This window comes from Krasilnikovia cinnamomea (assembly GCF_004217545.1).
GTDB classification, from domain to species: Bacteria; Actinomycetota; Actinomycetes; order Mycobacteriales; family Micromonosporaceae; genus Actinoplanes; species Actinoplanes cinnamomeus.
The window spans coordinates 6,297,612-6,312,573 of the sequence record NZ_SHKY01000001.1 but is presented as its reverse complement, the minus strand read 5'-3'; the positions used below and the strand labels follow the sequence as shown (position 1 = coordinate 6,312,573).

Here is a 14,962-nt window from a genome sequence, read left to right as displayed (position 1 = left end):
GGGCACCGGGGAACCGGGGCTGGATCCGCTGCTCAGCTGGTCAAGCTGGTCGCACGCTCGGGCCTTCGCCGTTCGCCGCCGAGCGCGGTGGCGTGTAGTTCCGAAGGACGTACTGGCGCCCCGGAGCACCGTGGCTTGCCGGCTCCCCCGGCGCCGAACGCAGCGGGGCGATCTCCGTCCGGTCGAGTTCGCCGGTGACCTCGATCGTGCTGCCGGCGAGGGTGTCCCAGCGTGCCATGCGCGCGAGGTACACCGGCGTGCCTTCGCCGGCGAGTACCACCGCACCGCCGGCGGCGTCGCCCGCGACGCCGCGCACCGTCACGCGCTGGCCCACGAGGTGGTCGATGGTCATGGGTGAACTCGTCCGAACGTCACGGAGAAGACCTGACGGTCGAAGTCCAGCAACGGGCGGGAGTAATGCCTCAGGGTGCTCTGGTACACCTTCATCCCCGGCTCCGCGTGGTTTGCGTGCCACCAGTTTCCGGAGCCCTCATCCAACCACCCGTAGTCGAAGTTGACATATCCCGGCTTTGCCCGGTAGCGGTAGTCGGTCATGTCGACCTGGCCGGTCGCCGGATCCGGGCGGAACGCCTGGTCGGCCTGCTCATCCGTCCACGATGGGTCCTGCTTGGAGTAGAACCGCTTCGAGAAGATAACGGCGGTCCACTGCGAGGTCGGCCCGCCGGGCAACGAATCGGTGACGTTGTCTATCCGGCTCAGCAGCGGGTGTTGCGCCACGGCCGCGACGAACTGGGTACGGCTCGGGTTGGTGGCCAGAATGTCGTTGATCGCGTTCTGTACGTCGCGGGAAGTCGCGAACGTGCCGAAGGACATGCCGAGCGGCGGGTTGATGTTCCCGCGTTCGAGGTTGACGGTGGTGACACCGATGCAGCCGCGCGCCAGGGCGTTCCTTTCGTCCTGGGTCATCGGCCGGCCGTACTTGCGCTCGAAGAGTTCGACGAAGTCCTCTACCGACCAGGTTCTGGTGCTGACGCCAGGAGGCAGTGCCGGGGCCAGGGGTGTCAGTTCGGTGGCGGTGGCCGCGTTGGCGTTCGCCAGGGACCTTTCCGCGGGTCGCACCTCGGCGATCGGCGCCTGGGTCGCGGTCCTCGCGGGAGTCGGACTCCGCGGGTCGGACTCCGTGGCCAGCGCGGGAGCCGCCACCATCGTAGAAATACTTAATCCGGCTACAAAGATGACAAATAACCGGAGAAGCCGCTTCGGCATCGATACCTCCCTATCGAGACAGGGGGAACGTACACCGCAGGTCCGGTCACTGCACGAGGGTTCATAGCTTTGAGACGACAACGTCCCATACATGACCAACCCGACCCAGGCGAACGATTTCACGCACCACCTGAGCACGGACGAGGAGAAGCAGGTCGCTCCGCCGGCTCAACTCCGAGGTGGCGTGTCCCACTCGGCGAGCTCGTTGTCGATCTCCCGCTGACTCAAATCAGCCTCGCGCTGGTCGGCCGTCCGCTCGCGGTGGTCCGCGGCCCGCTCCCGTTCGTCGGCGGCCCGCTCCCGTTCGTCGGCGGCCCGCTCACGCCGGTCGGCGGCCCGCTCCCGTTCGCCGGCGGCATGGTCGCGCATGTCGGCGACCGAATCGCGCTGTTCCGCGTCGATGTCCCGCTGGTCGGCGTCGCGCTGCCGGATGTCGAACCCGGCCTCGCGCTGGGCCATGCGCTTCTCCCGCTGGTTCAGTTCGGCACGCCGGGCCTCGTCATCGGTCACGACCTGATCGTAGGCACGCCACCGGCCGAAACGGAACGTACCGGCCGCTCACCCGGTGAGTGTCGAGAAAGGCCGCCGTGCCTGGTCGCGGACGAGCCACAGGTGGCTCAGACGCGGAGCACGGCGCGCGCGTTCATGGTCAGCTGGTGGCCCATTGCCGGGCGCCGAGCACGATCAGGCGCAGCTGACGGCTGGCGGCGTCGATCACCCGTGCTTCCGCGTCGGCGGAGTCCGGCGCGGCGTCGAGCAGCGCCGCAGCGGTCCACACCATGTGGTTGACGATCAGGCTGGTGACCATCCGCAGGTCGGCGGCGATCCATCGGTCGAAGCGGGGGCCGCCGAGCAGCTTGTCGTCGGCGAAATCGGTGGCCAGTTCGACGGCGAACAGATCGAGCTGCTCCGCGATCGCGGCGCGAACGGCCGGCACACCGCCGTGGCGTTCCCGGGCGACGAAGCGGAAATGCTCCCGATGGTCGCGCACCTGCCGGGCCAGGACGTCCATCGACCGGTTGATCACCTCGTCGCTGGAGCTGAGTCCGTCGCGGACGGTGCGGATGGTGGCCCGCAGGGTGCCGAGGCATTCGTCGACGAGGGCCACGCCGAGGCTCCCGAGGTCGGGGAAGTGACGATAGAAGGCGGTCGGCGTGACGCCCGCCGCGCGAGTGATCTCGCGCAGACCGATGCTGCTCAGGCTCCGATGCTCCATCAGGGCCAGCGCCGCGTCGAGCAGCGCCTGCCTGGTGCGCGCCTTCTGCTCCGGTCGGCTGAGCCGGTCGGGGGGCGCCGGGTGGCGGTGGTTCATGTCACTCAGTAAACACCTGTCCACTGAGGCGCCGGAGGCCTAGGGTGTTTCAGTAAACAACTGTCAACTGAAGGGAGGCGGCGGATGGCGACACTGATGGTGACGATCGCGCTGATCGCCGTGGTCGTCGGCCCGTCCCTGCTCACCGGACAGCCCCTGCTCATCGCGGTCGGCGCAGTGCTGGCCGGCGCGATTCTCCTCGGCGCCCGGCGCGCCGCGACCCTCGCCCGGCGTCACTGATCCAGGAAGGACCGCCATGAACTTCGTCCGACGCGTCGGCAGCCTCGACGACCGCGCAGTGGGTTCCGTGGCACTGGGCGTGGCCGGCCTGTTCTTCTTCAACGTCATGTTCGGTCCGATCGCCATCGTCCTCGGCGCGATCACCGCCCGCCGGCACGGCAGTGGCACGCCCAGCCGCAACGCGGGCCTGATCGGAGTCGCGCTCGGGGTGGCCGACCTGGTCGTGCTGGCTGCCCTGATGGCCGCTCAACTCCAGCACGGCAGCCTCGTCTGGCACGTCTAGCCGGACCGCTCGCAACCGCCCCGGGATCGAAACCGGTTCCTGACCGTACGCCGCAAGCGTGACGGACCGCAGCAGGGCCGCCGCCCCGGAGCCGGCCGTGAGACCGTTCGGTGAGGCGGACCCTACGAGCGGGGAGATCCGATGATCACGGTCCCGGCGGGCAGCACGCTCCTGCTGCGGTGTCCGGGTGAGCAGCCGCTCGCGCTGATCGTGCTGGCCGAGGTCAGCGCGGCGTTCACGGCCGAGCTTCCGCCGATCCCGGTGCTCGGTCCGGACGGCCCGGGCAGCCGCCGCTTCGGCATCCTCGAACTGGTCAGCAGCGCCGGCGTCACCTGGGTGGAGGCGGAGTTCCGGGGCGGCACCGTGACCCTCACCGGCGACCCACCGACCGACGTCGTCCAGCGACGCGGTGCCCCCCGGCGCCCCGGCACGTACGCCGCGACGGGCACCGCCCAGCTCGACTCCGAACCGGGCCGTCGGCTCGTGGCGTTGTCCGGCCAGGTCGAGGACGTGTCCACCAGCGGCCTGCTGCTGCGGGCGGCGCCCGCTGACAGCATCCACCTGCCGCCCGGCATCGTGCGAACCCTGTTGCACATCAGCATGCCGTGGGGCGACATGACGGCGACGGTCACGACGGTCGACCAGCGGGCCGACCAGCTGCGCGGCACATACGAATGGATGGACCCGGCCGACGAGGCTGCCCTGCGCGCCTTTTGCGCGGCGCGCTGAGCAGGCCCGGGACCACCGTGATCGACCGCCGCCGGGGTCAGCGGGCCGGGGTGGGCACCGCCGGCTCCGTAACCTCCCGTGGTTTGCGGCTACGCGCCCAGCGCCGCATGGCGGGCCGTTCGACCAGGGCGTAGAGCAGCCATCCACCCGCGAGGGTGACGCCGAGGAACAGCACGATGACCGCGAGCGCCGCCGGTGTGCCGAAGCCGTCCTCATGCCCGAGCAGCCGCCGCACATAGAACACCGTGACGCCCTGGCAGAGGTAGAAGCCGAAGGAGACCTCGCCGAGCCACCGCATGGTGGGCCGGGCCAGCAGGCCCGAGGTGCCGCGCAGATCCGCGGCGGCGACGGCGCCGATCAGGGCGACGATCGGAACGATGGTGGCCACCGTGAAGCCGTAGAGGAACGGTACGTACAGCGCCGCCACGTAGCCGCCGACGGTGGCCAGCAGGGCCTGCGGAATGGTCACCGCGGGCCACTTTCCGGCCAGGAGGATGCGCGCCAGCAGGACTCCGATGATGAATTCGAACAGCCGCGACGGCGGGAAGATGTACCCGAACCAGAACTGCGTGGTGGAGACCGGCGTGATCGGCGAGCGCGGGGTGTCGGGGATCAGGAACTGGGTGACGAGCTCCACCGCCACCATGGCTGCGATCGCGCTGGCCACCCAGAACCACAGACTCCGGACCGGGATGCGGCGGATCGGCCGGATCAGGAACGGGAACGCCAGGTAGAACAGCAGCTCAGAGCAGAGCGTCCAGCTGGGTGGATTGACGCCGACGTAGATGTCGGCCTGCGGGAAGAACGAATGCACCAGGAAGATGTTGGGCAGCCAGGCGGACCAGGGCGTGATGGCGGCGGCGAACAGCAGCATCGAGGCGGCCCACATCACCAGGTGGTTGGGGAAGATCTTCAGCAGCCGCCGCCGCCAGAACGGCCCGACGCCCTCGCCCTCGCGCGACGACCAGGTCAGCACGAAACCGCTGAGCACGAAGAAGAACGACACACCGAGGTAGCCCGCCTTGCTGAACAACCACGCCGAGGCGTCGGCGAGAGCGGGATCCGCGAACGGGTTGATCGGCTTGTTCGGCGGGATGGGCGAGTTGGCCAGCGTGACGTGGAAGCAGAAGACGAGCAACGCCGCGAAGAAGCGCAAGCCGGTGAGCGAGGGCAGGCGCGAGCGGAGCTGCTCCGCTGGTCGGCGGTTTTCGGGCATGGGTGACTGCCTTTCCGAGTGTGGGAACCGGGCGGTGCGAGATGGCGGTCAGGCGGCGACCCTCGGCCGGGCGGCCGGGTCCGCCGCGGCGTTGCGTGCCCTTCGGCGCGCGCTGCGCCGAACGCCGACGGCGCACAGGATCAGGCCACCGGCGGCGAGTACGGCGCCGGCGAGGTTCGGGGCGGCGTAGCCGAGGCGGGCGTCGATGACCACACCGCCGAGGTAGGCGCCGACGGCGTTGCCGAGGTTGAAGGCCGCGATGTTGACGGCCGCCGCGAGGGTCGTCGTGCCGCCCGCCTCCTCGATCACCCGCATCTGCAGGCCCGGAACCGTCGCGAAGCCGGCCACGCCGACCAGGAACAGCGTGACGGCCGCGCCCGCCTGAGTGGCGACGGTGAACCGGTACGCGACCAGCACCCCGCAGAGCAGTGCGAGCAGCACGAGCAGCGACCGGGCGGGGAAACGGTCGGCGAGCCGGCCGCCGACCGCGTTGCCGATACACAGGCCCGCGCCGAACAGGACCAGCAGCCACGTCACCGTGCCCGGCGCGAAGCCCGCGACCTCGGTCATCATGGGCGCCACGTAGGTGAACGAGGCGAACAGCCCGCCGAACCCGAGCACCGTGGTGGCCAGGGCGAGCCAGACCTCGACGCGGCGCAGCGGCGCGAGCTGCGCGCGCAGGGTCTCCCGGCGCGACACCGTGTCACCCGGCACGAACAGGAGCAGGCCGACCAGGCTGACCAGCCCGATGGCGGTCACCGCCCAGAAGGTCGAGCGCCAGCCGAACCGCTGTCCGAGGGCGGTGCCGAGCGGCACGCCGAGCACGTTGGCCAGCGTCAGCCCGCTGAACATCAGGGCGATGGCGCTGGCCCGCCGGTGCGGCGCGACCAGGTCCGCCGCGAGTACCGAGCCGATGCCGAAGAACGCGCCGTGGCACAGCGCGGCCACCACCCGGCCGGTCATCAGCACCGGATAGTTCGACGCCACCGCGCACAGCAGGTTGCCGGCCACGAACAGCAGCATCAGCCCGGCCAGGGCGTGGCGCCGATTGACCCGGGCCGCCGCAAGCGCGAGCACGGGTGCCCCGGCGACCACGCCCAGCGCGTACCCGGACACCAGGCTGCCCGCCACCGGGATGCTGACGTGCAGATCGGTGGCCACCTCGGGCAGCAGCCCCATGATGACGAACTCGGTGGTACCGATGCCGAACGCGCTGATCGCCAACGCCAGCAGGGCCACGGGCATGGGTGCTTCTCCTCGGCGGGTTCTCGGCGTGCTCAGTCGGCAAGGTGGTACTCGACGGCGAGCCAGACGCAGTCGGTGTCCGCCTTGTACTGGTGCCACGGGTAGGTGAAGGTGGTGTCCGGCCCGATCCCGCAGAACGGCACGGGTGTCGCGTATCCGGGACTCATGAGCACGTCCTCGTAGAGGCTTGCGGGTTCCTGGTCGGCGAACTTCTGCATCCGCCCGTGGCCGACGACCTGTGCGTGGGTCTCGATGAAGTCGTGCCTGTTGTGGATGCCGCAGGCGGTGTCCGGCGGGCAGTACCAGAGCATGAGCCGCACGGTGAAGTCCCGGGGCCGGCTGCCGGGGTGGGTCGCGCCGAGCGCGGCGTGCGGGTCGAAGCGGACGGTGCCCACCTCGGCCCGCGCCGACCGGTACAGCGGTGTCGTGCGGGGGAAGGCGTCCGGTCCCGCGATGTCGGTGAAGTGCTGCCACCCGGGCTCGTCCGTGATGCCGGACACCGGCTGCTCGTCGAGCACCTGGAGCAGGACCACCGCTTTCGCCTGCGCGAGGGTGCTGTCGACCGCGATGGTCGACGAGAACGCCGGTATCGGCGTCCGGGGCAGGCGGGCGAGGTAGGCGGGCGTGGTGTCGAGGTTGACGACGATGACCCGGCCCGTGAGCGGGAAGTCCCGCACGTCGGTGACGACCCGTGCCTCGACGTGCCGGCCGGAGAACGGCAGGGGGGTGATCCGGTTGCGGGAGGACATGTCGATCCTTTCGCGCTGCGGTGGCGGTGCCCGCGGGCGGCCGCGGCACCGCAGTGGTTCCGGCTACCTCTGCGCCGGCTTGCCCAGCCCGTTGCGGTAGACCATGAGCTTCGCGTCGGGCGCCTCGTAGTAGTGCGGCACCTTGTAGGCGATCGTGGCGAAGTCGAGCGTTCCGTCGCCGTTGAAGTCCGCGGCGATGACCCGTGCCGCGGACTCGGTGGCGACCCGCCACTTCACGAAGACGCCGTTGCCGACGTCGATCGCCTTGTACAGGAAGACGCCTTGCCACGGTGCCGGACCGCGCAGTCCGATGAGGAACTCGTCGTCGCCGTCACCGTCGAAATCGGCACACAGCACCGAATGACCGGTGCCTTCACCGTTCTCGTTCGGTTCTCCGAAGACGTCGAGCAGGACCCGTCGCCAGCCGGGCGATGCGTCACCCCCGGCCCCGTCGCGTACGTACACCGCCACGCTGTTGCCGTGGTACGGCTCGATCGCGGCGACGTAGGCCATCGGATCGTCACCGATCCGCCCGGAGTCGACGTCACCGCTGCCCTTGAACCCGGTCCGCTCGAACACGCCGAGTTCGCCCGTACCGATCAGCTCACGCCGCCAGGCCTGCGTGGCCTGGTCGAAGTAGAGCCACGTCACGCCCTCGTCGGAGGCGAGCAGCAGCGAGTCCAGGTCGGAGTCCGGGATGAGTCCGGACTTGCGGGTCGCGCCGTGGATCATCCGGAAGTGCGTGTCGTCGACGACGGTCATCGGCCACGGCCCGGCCGACCGTGGATCCTCCGGCTGGGTGAACATCACCACGGGCAGCAGCGCGTGGACGCCCTCCATGGCGACGATGGGCAACCCGATGATCTCCCACCGGTCGGTCCGGGTGAAGTGGCCGACGCGCAGCCGGTGCATGCCGACGGTGTTGCCGATGTAGCGCCGCTGCCACGTCCTGCCCTCCCGCAGTCCGTCGGGGCCCGGATGCTCCAACCAGTCGATCTTGCCGCCTTCGGCGTTGGGGTGGTGGATCGTGCCGCCGGGTCCGTAGAGCTCGTAGCAGGCGATGATGTCGGGGGTGCCGGTGCCGGTGATGTCGGCGACGTCCAGCCCGACCGGCATGTGCACCTTGTTGACGGCGAGGTTGCGGGCCCAGTCTTCGTTGCGGTACCAGGCGATCTCGCCGAGGGTGAGACCGCATCCGATGAGGTCCGGCAGCCCGTCACCGTCGACGTCGGCGGCCTCGAGCCAGTACCCGTCGCGCAACTGGTCGGCGACGACTTCCGCGGTGAACTCCGGCTTCGGGAAGGGTCCTGCGACCGAAGCGGTCATGAGTGCGTTCTCCTGTCTGACGGTGTGCGGTGGGTCGCGGTCAGGCGACGTGGGCCAGGGAGCCGACCGGGCTCAGCGCGGTGCGGTGCAGGCCCGAGATGAAAGGGGCGGCGGCCGGCCCCATGCCGAAGAAGTGCCCCATGGCGTCCAGCACCCGCTCGGTGGCGTAGCCGTCGCCGTAGGGATTGACGGACTCCGCCATCGCGGCGTAGGCGACCGGGTCGTTGATCAGCCTGGTCACCTCGCGCACGATTCCGGCCCGGGTACGCCCCACCAGCCGGGCCGTGCCCGCCCGGACCGCCTCCGGGCGCTCGGTGACGTCCCGCAGCACGAGGGTGGGCTTGCCCAGGGCCGGCCCCTCCTCCTCCGCGCCGCTGCTGTCCGACACGATGATGTCGCTGCGTCGCATGAGACGGCAGAACTGCAGGTACGGCAACGGGTCGAGGACGGTGATGTGTGGGTGCTCGCCGATGATGGGCAGCATCACGTCGCGTACCGCCGGGTTGCGGTGCAGCGGCACCACCACCCGGACGTCCTCGAGGTCCGCCACGTCGCACAGGGCTTTGGCGATCTCGGGCAGTGGTTTGCCCCAGGATTCGCGCCGGTGCGCCGAGGCGAGCACCACCCAGCCCGGCTCACGGTCGAGGTCGAGGAGCGGCTCGTCCGCCCCCTCGGCCGGGGCGAGTTCGGCCGACCAGCGCAGGGCGTCGATGACGGTGTTGCCGGTGACCACGATCGTGGACTCGTCGATGCCCTCGCGGATCAGGTTGGCGGCGTTGCCGGGAGTCGGTGCCAGATGCAGCGCGGCGATCTGGCCGACGAGCCGCCGGTTGGCCTCCTCCGGAAAGGGCGACCGGGCGTCACCGCTGCGTAGTCCCGCCTCCACGTGGATGACGGGGATCCGGTGCTGGTGCCCGGAGATCGCCCCGGCGAGGGTGGTGGCGGTGTCCCCGTGCACCATGACGGCGTCCGGGGCGAGGTCGGGCAGCAGCCCCACCAGTCCCTGGATGACGCGGTAGGTCACCTCGGACAGCGACTGCCGCGGTGCCATGATGTCCAGGTCCACGTCCGGGGTGATTCCGAAGACCTGCAACGTCTCGTCGAGCATCTGCCGGTGCTGGCCGGTGGACACCACGACCGGACGGAACCGTGGGTCGTCGCGCATCGCGCGGATCACGGGGGCGACTTTGATGGCTTCGGGCCGCGTTCCGAAAACGACGGCGACCGTCTTCTGCATGATTTCTCCCGTACGGGCAAGCACGTGATTGGTGGACGGACGGGACGGCACTCATCAGGGCTGGATGGACAGCGCGTGGCGGAAGATGTTCCGTGGGTCCCACCGCCGCTTCGCCCGCTGCAGGCGCGGGTAGTTGCCGCGGTAGTAGAGCAGCGGCCACGGCACACCCGACGAGTTGTGCGCCGGGTCGGCGACGTCGTTGTCCGGGTAGTTGATGTAGCAGCCCTCGTAGGCGTCGCCCGGGACCGGAACCCCACCCGTGGTGGCGAAGAATTCCTGGTAGATGTCCCGTGCCCAGCCGACGTAGAAGGCGTCGTCGGCCGGATCCGGCCAGAACGTCTGGAAGCACATCTTGAAGATCGAGCCGCGCTGGGCGTTGGCGGTCGCGTGGGTGTCGACCGCGTTCACCTTCCCGCCGAACGAGAAGAGCACCAGCATCGTGTCGGGGTTGTGGAAATCGTCCCGGGTCATGTGCCGGAACAGCGTGCGGGCCTGCGCGTCGGTGAAGTTCTGCTTCATGTACGCCGACTTGTGCACGCCCCGCGAGGTCGGGTTGGTGATGGTCGGGTTGTTGGTGCCGACCAGTCGCGTGGCCTGCAGCCAGGGCAGCCGGCGCGGCTTGACGAAGTCCGGCAGCGCGGGCAGTTCGCCCATCGGCCGCACCGCCGGCTGGGGGGTCACGTCGACCCCGGCGGTGATGGCGCGCAGGTAGTCGTCCAGCAGTTCGGCGGCGCGCGGCACGGCGGCGTCGATCTGGGTGAACATCCCGAGGCTGCCGTGTGCCCGGTGACTCACGTTGAACAGGCTGCTCAGCGGCGCGTACGGCGAATCGGGAGCGCTGTTGCGGGCGTGCCACTCGCCGAAGTTGCGCACCAGGCGTACGAATTTGCTCTCGTCGAGCTGGTCCCAGGGGAACTCCACCGCGCTGACCAGCACTTCGGACGGTGCGGCCAGCAGCTGCGCCGACGGCTCGCTGCCCTTCGCGCCCGGGGAACGGAACCAGTACCGGGTGACCACGCCGAAGTTGCCGCCCCCGCCGCCGGTGTGCGCCCACCACAGGTCGCGGTTGGGGTCGTCGGCCTCGCGCGTGGCGCGGACCGCCCGGGCCCGCCCGGCACGATCGACGACGACGACCTCGACGGCGTAGAGATGGTCGACCACCAACCCGTGCGCACGCGAGAGCAGGCCGTATCCGCCGCCGGCGATGTGCCCTCCGGCGCCGACGCTGTAGCAGATGCCGCCGGGGACCGTCACTCCCCAACCCTTGTAGAGGGACTCGTAGACGTTCATCAGTCGAGCCCCGGGGTCGACGAAGAAGGCACGCAGGGCCGGGTCGTATCCCACGGCGACCAGCTCGGACAGGTCGAGGATGACCTCCACCTGATCGTTGCAGACGAAGTCGGAGAAGCAGTGGCCGCCGCTGCGGACCGAGACGCGCTTACCGCTGTCCACGGCGTCCTGCACGGCGCGCACGGCGTCCGGTGTCGACCGGATCATCTTGACGTAGTCGGGCCGGGCGACGAAGCGCTGGTTGTTGCCGGTGGTCAGGTCGGCGTAGCGGGGGTCCCGAGCGGTGATGACATCGCCCCGCGGCGCCGTCGCGCCCGCCGCGGTGGCGGGCGCCGGGGTGAGCAGTTCGCCGCCCAGCACGGTCGCACCGACCGCTGCGGTCCCGGCCAGAAACGCACGCCTATTCGATTCGATCACGATTTCTTCTCCCCCATCGATTGTGATTTCGAACCGCGTCGGCATCCGACTGCGAACGTCGAGGAATGCCGAATTCCTGCGGATGATTGACGGCCGAGCGAGCCGACAGCTGAAACCCTGACAGAGTCTGTCCACTGTGGTCAACTGATCTATCGGCGGAGATAGGTGAGGAAGGACACAAATGAAAAGATCGTATTACTATTTACACGATCGCGAGGATCGAATTCGGGCGAACGAAATCGTCACTGGCGGCTGAGGCCGCCGGTGACGAATGTTGAACCGATGTACTGGATGTCGTTACAACTGGCGCAGTGCGCCGCCGTCCACCGACCATTCCGCGCCGGTCACCTGCGCCGCCAGCGGCGACAGCAGGTAGCCGATGACCTGAGCGACCTCCCGCGCCGTGCCGAGCCTGCCGGTGGGCAGCTGGCGCACGTCGCGCACGAAGTGCTCGACGGCCTCCTCGGCAGGGAGCGCGAACCGCTCGGCGAGCTGATCGGCGAAACCGCCCGGAGCGTCCCACAGGCGGGTCCGGGTCGGTCCAGGAAGAACGACGTTCGAGCGGACCCCGAGGGGGCCGAACTCCGCCGCCAGCCCTTTGGACACCGCCAGCACGGCCGTTTTCGCCGCGGCATAGTCAAGAATCGACGGATCCGGGAAACGCGCCGCCTCGCTGGCGACGTGCACCAGGCTTCCAGCCGTCTTCAACAACGACGGCAGCGCCGCCCTGGACATCCTCACCAGGGCGTGGAAGTTCAGGTCGAATGTCGCCTGCCACTGCTTGTCGGACATGTCGAGGAAGCCGGTCGAAACATCGACACCGCCGACATTGTTGACCAGGCCGTCCAGCCGCCCATGACGCTCGACAACTGCGGAGACAATGAGATCAGGAGCCTCCGGATGGGTCACATCCATCGCGATGCTCGGCGACCCGGAAATGTGTTCCGGTATCGGCGAACGGGCAACCCCGACGGCTGTTGCTCCCTGCTGCACGAGGAATTCGACCGTCGCGGCGCCGATTCCGGCGGACGCTCCGGTGACGAGATAAACCTTGCCCTTGAACTGGAGATCCATGACACGTTCCCTGCCCGTACATGCGGATGAATAGGAGTCAGCCGACGGCGATCGCGGCGGGACTCAACTGCCGGCTGTGGCGCCCGAGCGCGCGGAGGCGGCGCCCTTCCCGGGGCGGGTGCCGCCCGGGGTGCCCGCTTGCGCCGACGCCTTCAGCAGCTCCAGCGCGGCGGCATGACTCGAACCGGGCACGGCGGTGTACGTCAGCAGCCGGTGCCCGTCATCCTCCGGCAGGTGCAGGACCTCGTAGTCCAACTCCAGATCACCGATCACCGGGTGGTGCAGGTACTTGGTGCCGGCGCCGCAGACCTGCACCGGGTGCTTCGCCCAGCAGGCGGCGAACTCCGGACTCTTGACGATGAGCTCACCGATGAGAGCGGTGAGGAAGGCGTCGTCGGAGTACCGCCCGGCGGCGACACGCAGGGACGCGACCGCCCGGCTGGCTTCCTCATCCCAGCGCCGGTAGAGCTCCCGCGTGTGCGGATCGAGGAAGAGCATGCGGGTCAGATTCGGCCGGTCCACCGCCCGGCGCGGCGCGGCGCGGTCATAGTGGCCGGCGAAGAGCAGGTGGCCGAGTTCGTTCCAGGCCAGCACCTCGCTGCGCCGTCCCAGCACGATGGCCGGTACGTCCTTCATGGCGGTGATCAGCTTCTCGATGCCCGGGCGCGCGGCCTCGGCCCGCTGCGCGCGGCGCCGCTTCGCCGGACGAGGCCGGGCCAGCTCATGGAGGTACGTGCGCTCATCCTCGGTGAGCGCGAGCGCACGGGCGATCGCCTCGATCACCGATTCCGACGCGTTGGTGCTCTGCCCCTGCTCCAGGCGCGTGTAGTAGATGGGGCTGACGCCGGCCAGCTGCGCGAGTTCCTCCCGCCGCAGCCCGGGCACCCGGCGTGCCCCGTACGAAACCAATCCGACGTCCTCTGGCCGCAACCGGGCACGACGACTTCGCAAGAAGTCTGCCAGCTCGCCCCGACCCCCGTGGTCACTGTGCATGGTCCCAGCATGCCCATCGATGTCGTCCGCTGCCTGTCCCTGCCAGTACCAGTCTGGCTCCGCGTAGTCCGCGCAGTGGCCTGGCTGTCCCGGTACGCCCAGGTCGACAGTGTTCTTCGGCGGAGGTCACCGCCACCCCCTTGACGAGTGGAGGTCATCACGTTGACACGCATGGACTCGGTCACCGAGGCCGGCGACCAGAGGCGGAACACCAGCATAAGCGGACGTGACCGCCTCATCCTGGCCGTCCTGCTGACGGCGAGCTTCACCCTGGCCGTGGACTTCTCCATTCTCAACGTCGCCCTACCCGTGATCGGCGCGGAGGTCGGCTTCTCCCTGCCGGACCTGCAGTGGATCGCCACCTCGTTCGCGCTCTGCGCGGCCGGATTCACCCTGCTGTTCGGCCGCGTCGCGGACATCTTCGGCCGGCGCAGGCTGTTCCTGGCCGGGATCGCCCTGCTCGGGATCTCCTCGCTGGTGGGCGGCCTGGCCACCGACCCGGCCGTACTGATCACCGCCCGGGTGGCGCAAGGGCTGGCCACCGCCGCGGTCACGCCGGCCGCGCTGTCGTTGCTGACCACGTCGTTCCCGGAAGGATCACTGCGGGAGCGGGCACTGGGCCTCAACGGCGCGCTGATGGCCGCCGGCTTCACCACCGGCGCCATCCTCGGTGGCGTCGTCACCGACCTGCTGAGCTGGCGCTGGGCGTTCTTCATCAACGTCGCCGTCGCCGTCGCCGTGCTGGTGGTCGCCCCGGCGGTGCTGCGCGAGAACCGCACCGAGCAGCGACCCCGCCTGGACGTGCCGGGCGCCGTGACCGTCTCCGCCGGCCTGCTGGCCGTCGTGTACGGCCTCACCAGCGCCGGCGAACACGGATGGACGGACATCCGCACCTGGGCCAGCCTCGTCGCCGGCGTCGTGCTCCTGCTGGCGTTCGTCGGCATCGAGCGCCGCGTCACCGAACCGCTGGTGCCCGTACGCATCCTGCGCAAGCGCAGCGTCGCCTGGGGCAACGGCGCCGGCGTCCTGGCATTCGCCACCGAGACGTCACTCGTCTTCCTGCTCACCCTGTACCTGCAGGAAGTCCTCGGGTTCTCGCCGCTGACCGCCGGGCTGTCGTTCGCGGTACTCGGTCTCGGCACCGTGCTCGGCGGCATCGTCGGGCCAAAGGTGATCGCCCGCCTCGGCAACCCGCCGCGCGCCCTGGCGTTCGGCATGGCCGTGCAGACCGCCGCGACGCTGGTGCTGGTCCTCCTCGGCGATTCCCGCGACTGGATGCCGCTGCTGCTGGTCGCCACGTTCGTCGGCGGCGTCGCCAACCTCGTCGCCATCGTGGGGTTCATGGTCACCGCGACCTCCGGGCTGCCCGACCACGAGCAGGGCCTCGCGGCGGGGCTGGCGACCATGAGCCAGCAGATCGGCATCACCATGGGCATCCCCGTCATGTCCGCGATCGTGGGAGCCACCCTCGCCTCGCTCGGCGCCGAGACGCCCACCCACATCCTCACCGCCATCCGGACCGCCATCGGCGTCAACGCGGCGCTGTGCGCGGCCACCGCGATCGCCGTGTCGGTCTTCCTGCGCACCCCCCGGCCCGTCACCGCGCCGGCGACCGGGAACTGAG

General features: G+C 69.7%; 16 protein-coding genes. 4 read left to right on the top strand and 12 right to left on the bottom strand.

Annotated elements, in window-relative coordinates; translation table 11 throughout:
- Nucleotides 1-40: 40 nt before the first annotated feature.
- The 4 genes from EV385_RS28445 to EV385_RS28430 form a co-directional block, all read right to left on the bottom strand.
- Nucleotides 41-352, bottom strand: a complete 312-nt coding sequence (locus EV385_RS28445) for a hypothetical protein (RefSeq protein ID WP_130512239.1) — start codon at nt 350-352, stop codon at nt 41-43.
- A complete protein-coding gene (locus tag EV385_RS28440) occupies nt 349-1,227 on the bottom strand; it encodes a hypothetical protein (RefSeq protein WP_165449639.1) in 879 nt (292 codons plus the stop codon). The genes EV385_RS28445 and EV385_RS28440 overlap by 4 nt, the downstream gene beginning before the upstream one ends.
- A gap of 168 nt (nt 1,228-1,395) precedes the next feature.
- On the bottom strand, nt 1,396-1,737 hold the full coding sequence (locus tag EV385_RS28435; protein WP_130512237.1) for a hypothetical protein: 342 nt from the start codon (nt 1,735-1,737) through the stop codon (nt 1,396-1,398).
- A 139-nt stretch (nt 1,738-1,876) separates the two neighbouring features.
- A complete protein-coding gene (locus tag EV385_RS28430; protein ID WP_130512236.1) occupies nt 1,877-2,539 on the bottom strand; it encodes a TetR family transcriptional regulator in 663 nt (220 codons plus the stop codon).
- Between the two features lie 84 nt (nt 2,540-2,623).
- Here EV385_RS28430 and EV385_RS34080 point away from each other — a divergent pair, with 84 nt between their 5' ends.
- From EV385_RS34080 to EV385_RS28420, 3 genes are all read left to right on the top strand, one after another.
- Complete coding sequence (locus tag EV385_RS34080; RefSeq protein WP_165449638.1) at nt 2,624-2,779, top strand: hypothetical protein; 156 nt, start codon at nt 2,624-2,626, stop codon at nt 2,777-2,779.
- 16 nt (nt 2,780-2,795) lie between these two features.
- Entirely contained in the window at nt 2,796-3,062 is a 267-nt protein-coding gene (locus EV385_RS28425; protein WP_130512235.1) for a DUF4190 domain-containing protein, read from the top strand.
- A 141-nt stretch (nt 3,063-3,203) separates the two neighbouring features.
- Complete coding sequence (locus EV385_RS28420) at nt 3,204-3,791, top strand: PilZ domain-containing protein (RefSeq protein WP_130512234.1); 588 nt, start codon at nt 3,204-3,206, stop codon at nt 3,789-3,791.
- 37 nt (nt 3,792-3,828) lie between these two features.
- Here EV385_RS28420 and EV385_RS28415 read toward each other — a convergent pair whose 3' ends face one another.
- The 8 genes from EV385_RS28415 to EV385_RS28380 form a co-directional block, all read right to left on the bottom strand.
- Nucleotides 3,829-5,007 carry an acyltransferase family protein gene (locus tag EV385_RS28415; RefSeq protein WP_130512233.1) on the bottom strand — a complete coding sequence of 393 codons (1,179 nt, stop codon included), beginning with the start codon at nt 5,005-5,007 and terminating at the stop codon, nt 3,829-3,831.
- Nucleotides 5,008-5,055: 48 nt separating this feature from the next.
- Entirely contained in the window at nt 5,056-6,252 is a 1,197-nt protein-coding gene (locus tag EV385_RS28410; protein ID WP_130512232.1) for an MFS transporter, read from the bottom strand.
- A gap of 32 nt (nt 6,253-6,284) precedes the next feature.
- Nucleotides 6,285-7,001 (bottom strand): hypothetical protein, encoded by a 717-nt coding sequence (locus tag EV385_RS28405; protein ID WP_130512231.1) that lies wholly within the window; start codon nt 6,999-7,001, stop codon nt 6,285-6,287.
- Between the two features lie 63 nt (nt 7,002-7,064).
- Nucleotides 7,065-8,327, bottom strand: coding sequence for an FG-GAP repeat domain-containing protein (locus EV385_RS28400; protein ID WP_130512230.1), 1,263 nt, complete (start codon nt 8,325-8,327; stop codon nt 7,065-7,067).
- A 40-nt stretch (nt 8,328-8,367) separates the two neighbouring features.
- Nucleotides 8,368-9,564, bottom strand: coding sequence for a non-hydrolyzing UDP-N-acetylglucosamine 2-epimerase (gene wecB, locus EV385_RS28395; protein ID WP_130512229.1), 1,197 nt, complete (start codon nt 9,562-9,564; stop codon nt 8,368-8,370).
- 54 nt (nt 9,565-9,618) lie between these two features.
- Nucleotides 9,619-11,271, bottom strand: coding sequence for an FAD-binding oxidoreductase (locus EV385_RS28390; RefSeq protein WP_242625117.1), 1,653 nt, complete (start codon nt 11,269-11,271; stop codon nt 9,619-9,621).
- A gap of 297 nt (nt 11,272-11,568) precedes the next feature.
- Complete coding sequence (locus EV385_RS28385) at nt 11,569-12,345, bottom strand: SDR family NAD(P)-dependent oxidoreductase (RefSeq protein WP_130512227.1); 777 nt, start codon at nt 12,343-12,345, stop codon at nt 11,569-11,571.
- 63 nt (nt 12,346-12,408) lie between these two features.
- Nucleotides 12,409-13,338 (bottom strand): helix-turn-helix transcriptional regulator, encoded by a 930-nt coding sequence (locus EV385_RS28380; protein ID WP_130512226.1) that lies wholly within the window; start codon nt 13,336-13,338, stop codon nt 12,409-12,411.
- A gap of 171 nt (nt 13,339-13,509) precedes the next feature.
- Here EV385_RS28380 and EV385_RS28375 point away from each other — a divergent pair, with 171 nt between their 5' ends.
- On the top strand, nt 13,510-14,961 hold the full coding sequence (locus tag EV385_RS28375) for an MFS transporter (RefSeq protein ID WP_130512225.1): 1,452 nt from the start codon (nt 13,510-13,512) through the stop codon (nt 14,959-14,961).
- The last annotated feature ends 1 nt before the right edge of the window (nt 14,962 follow it).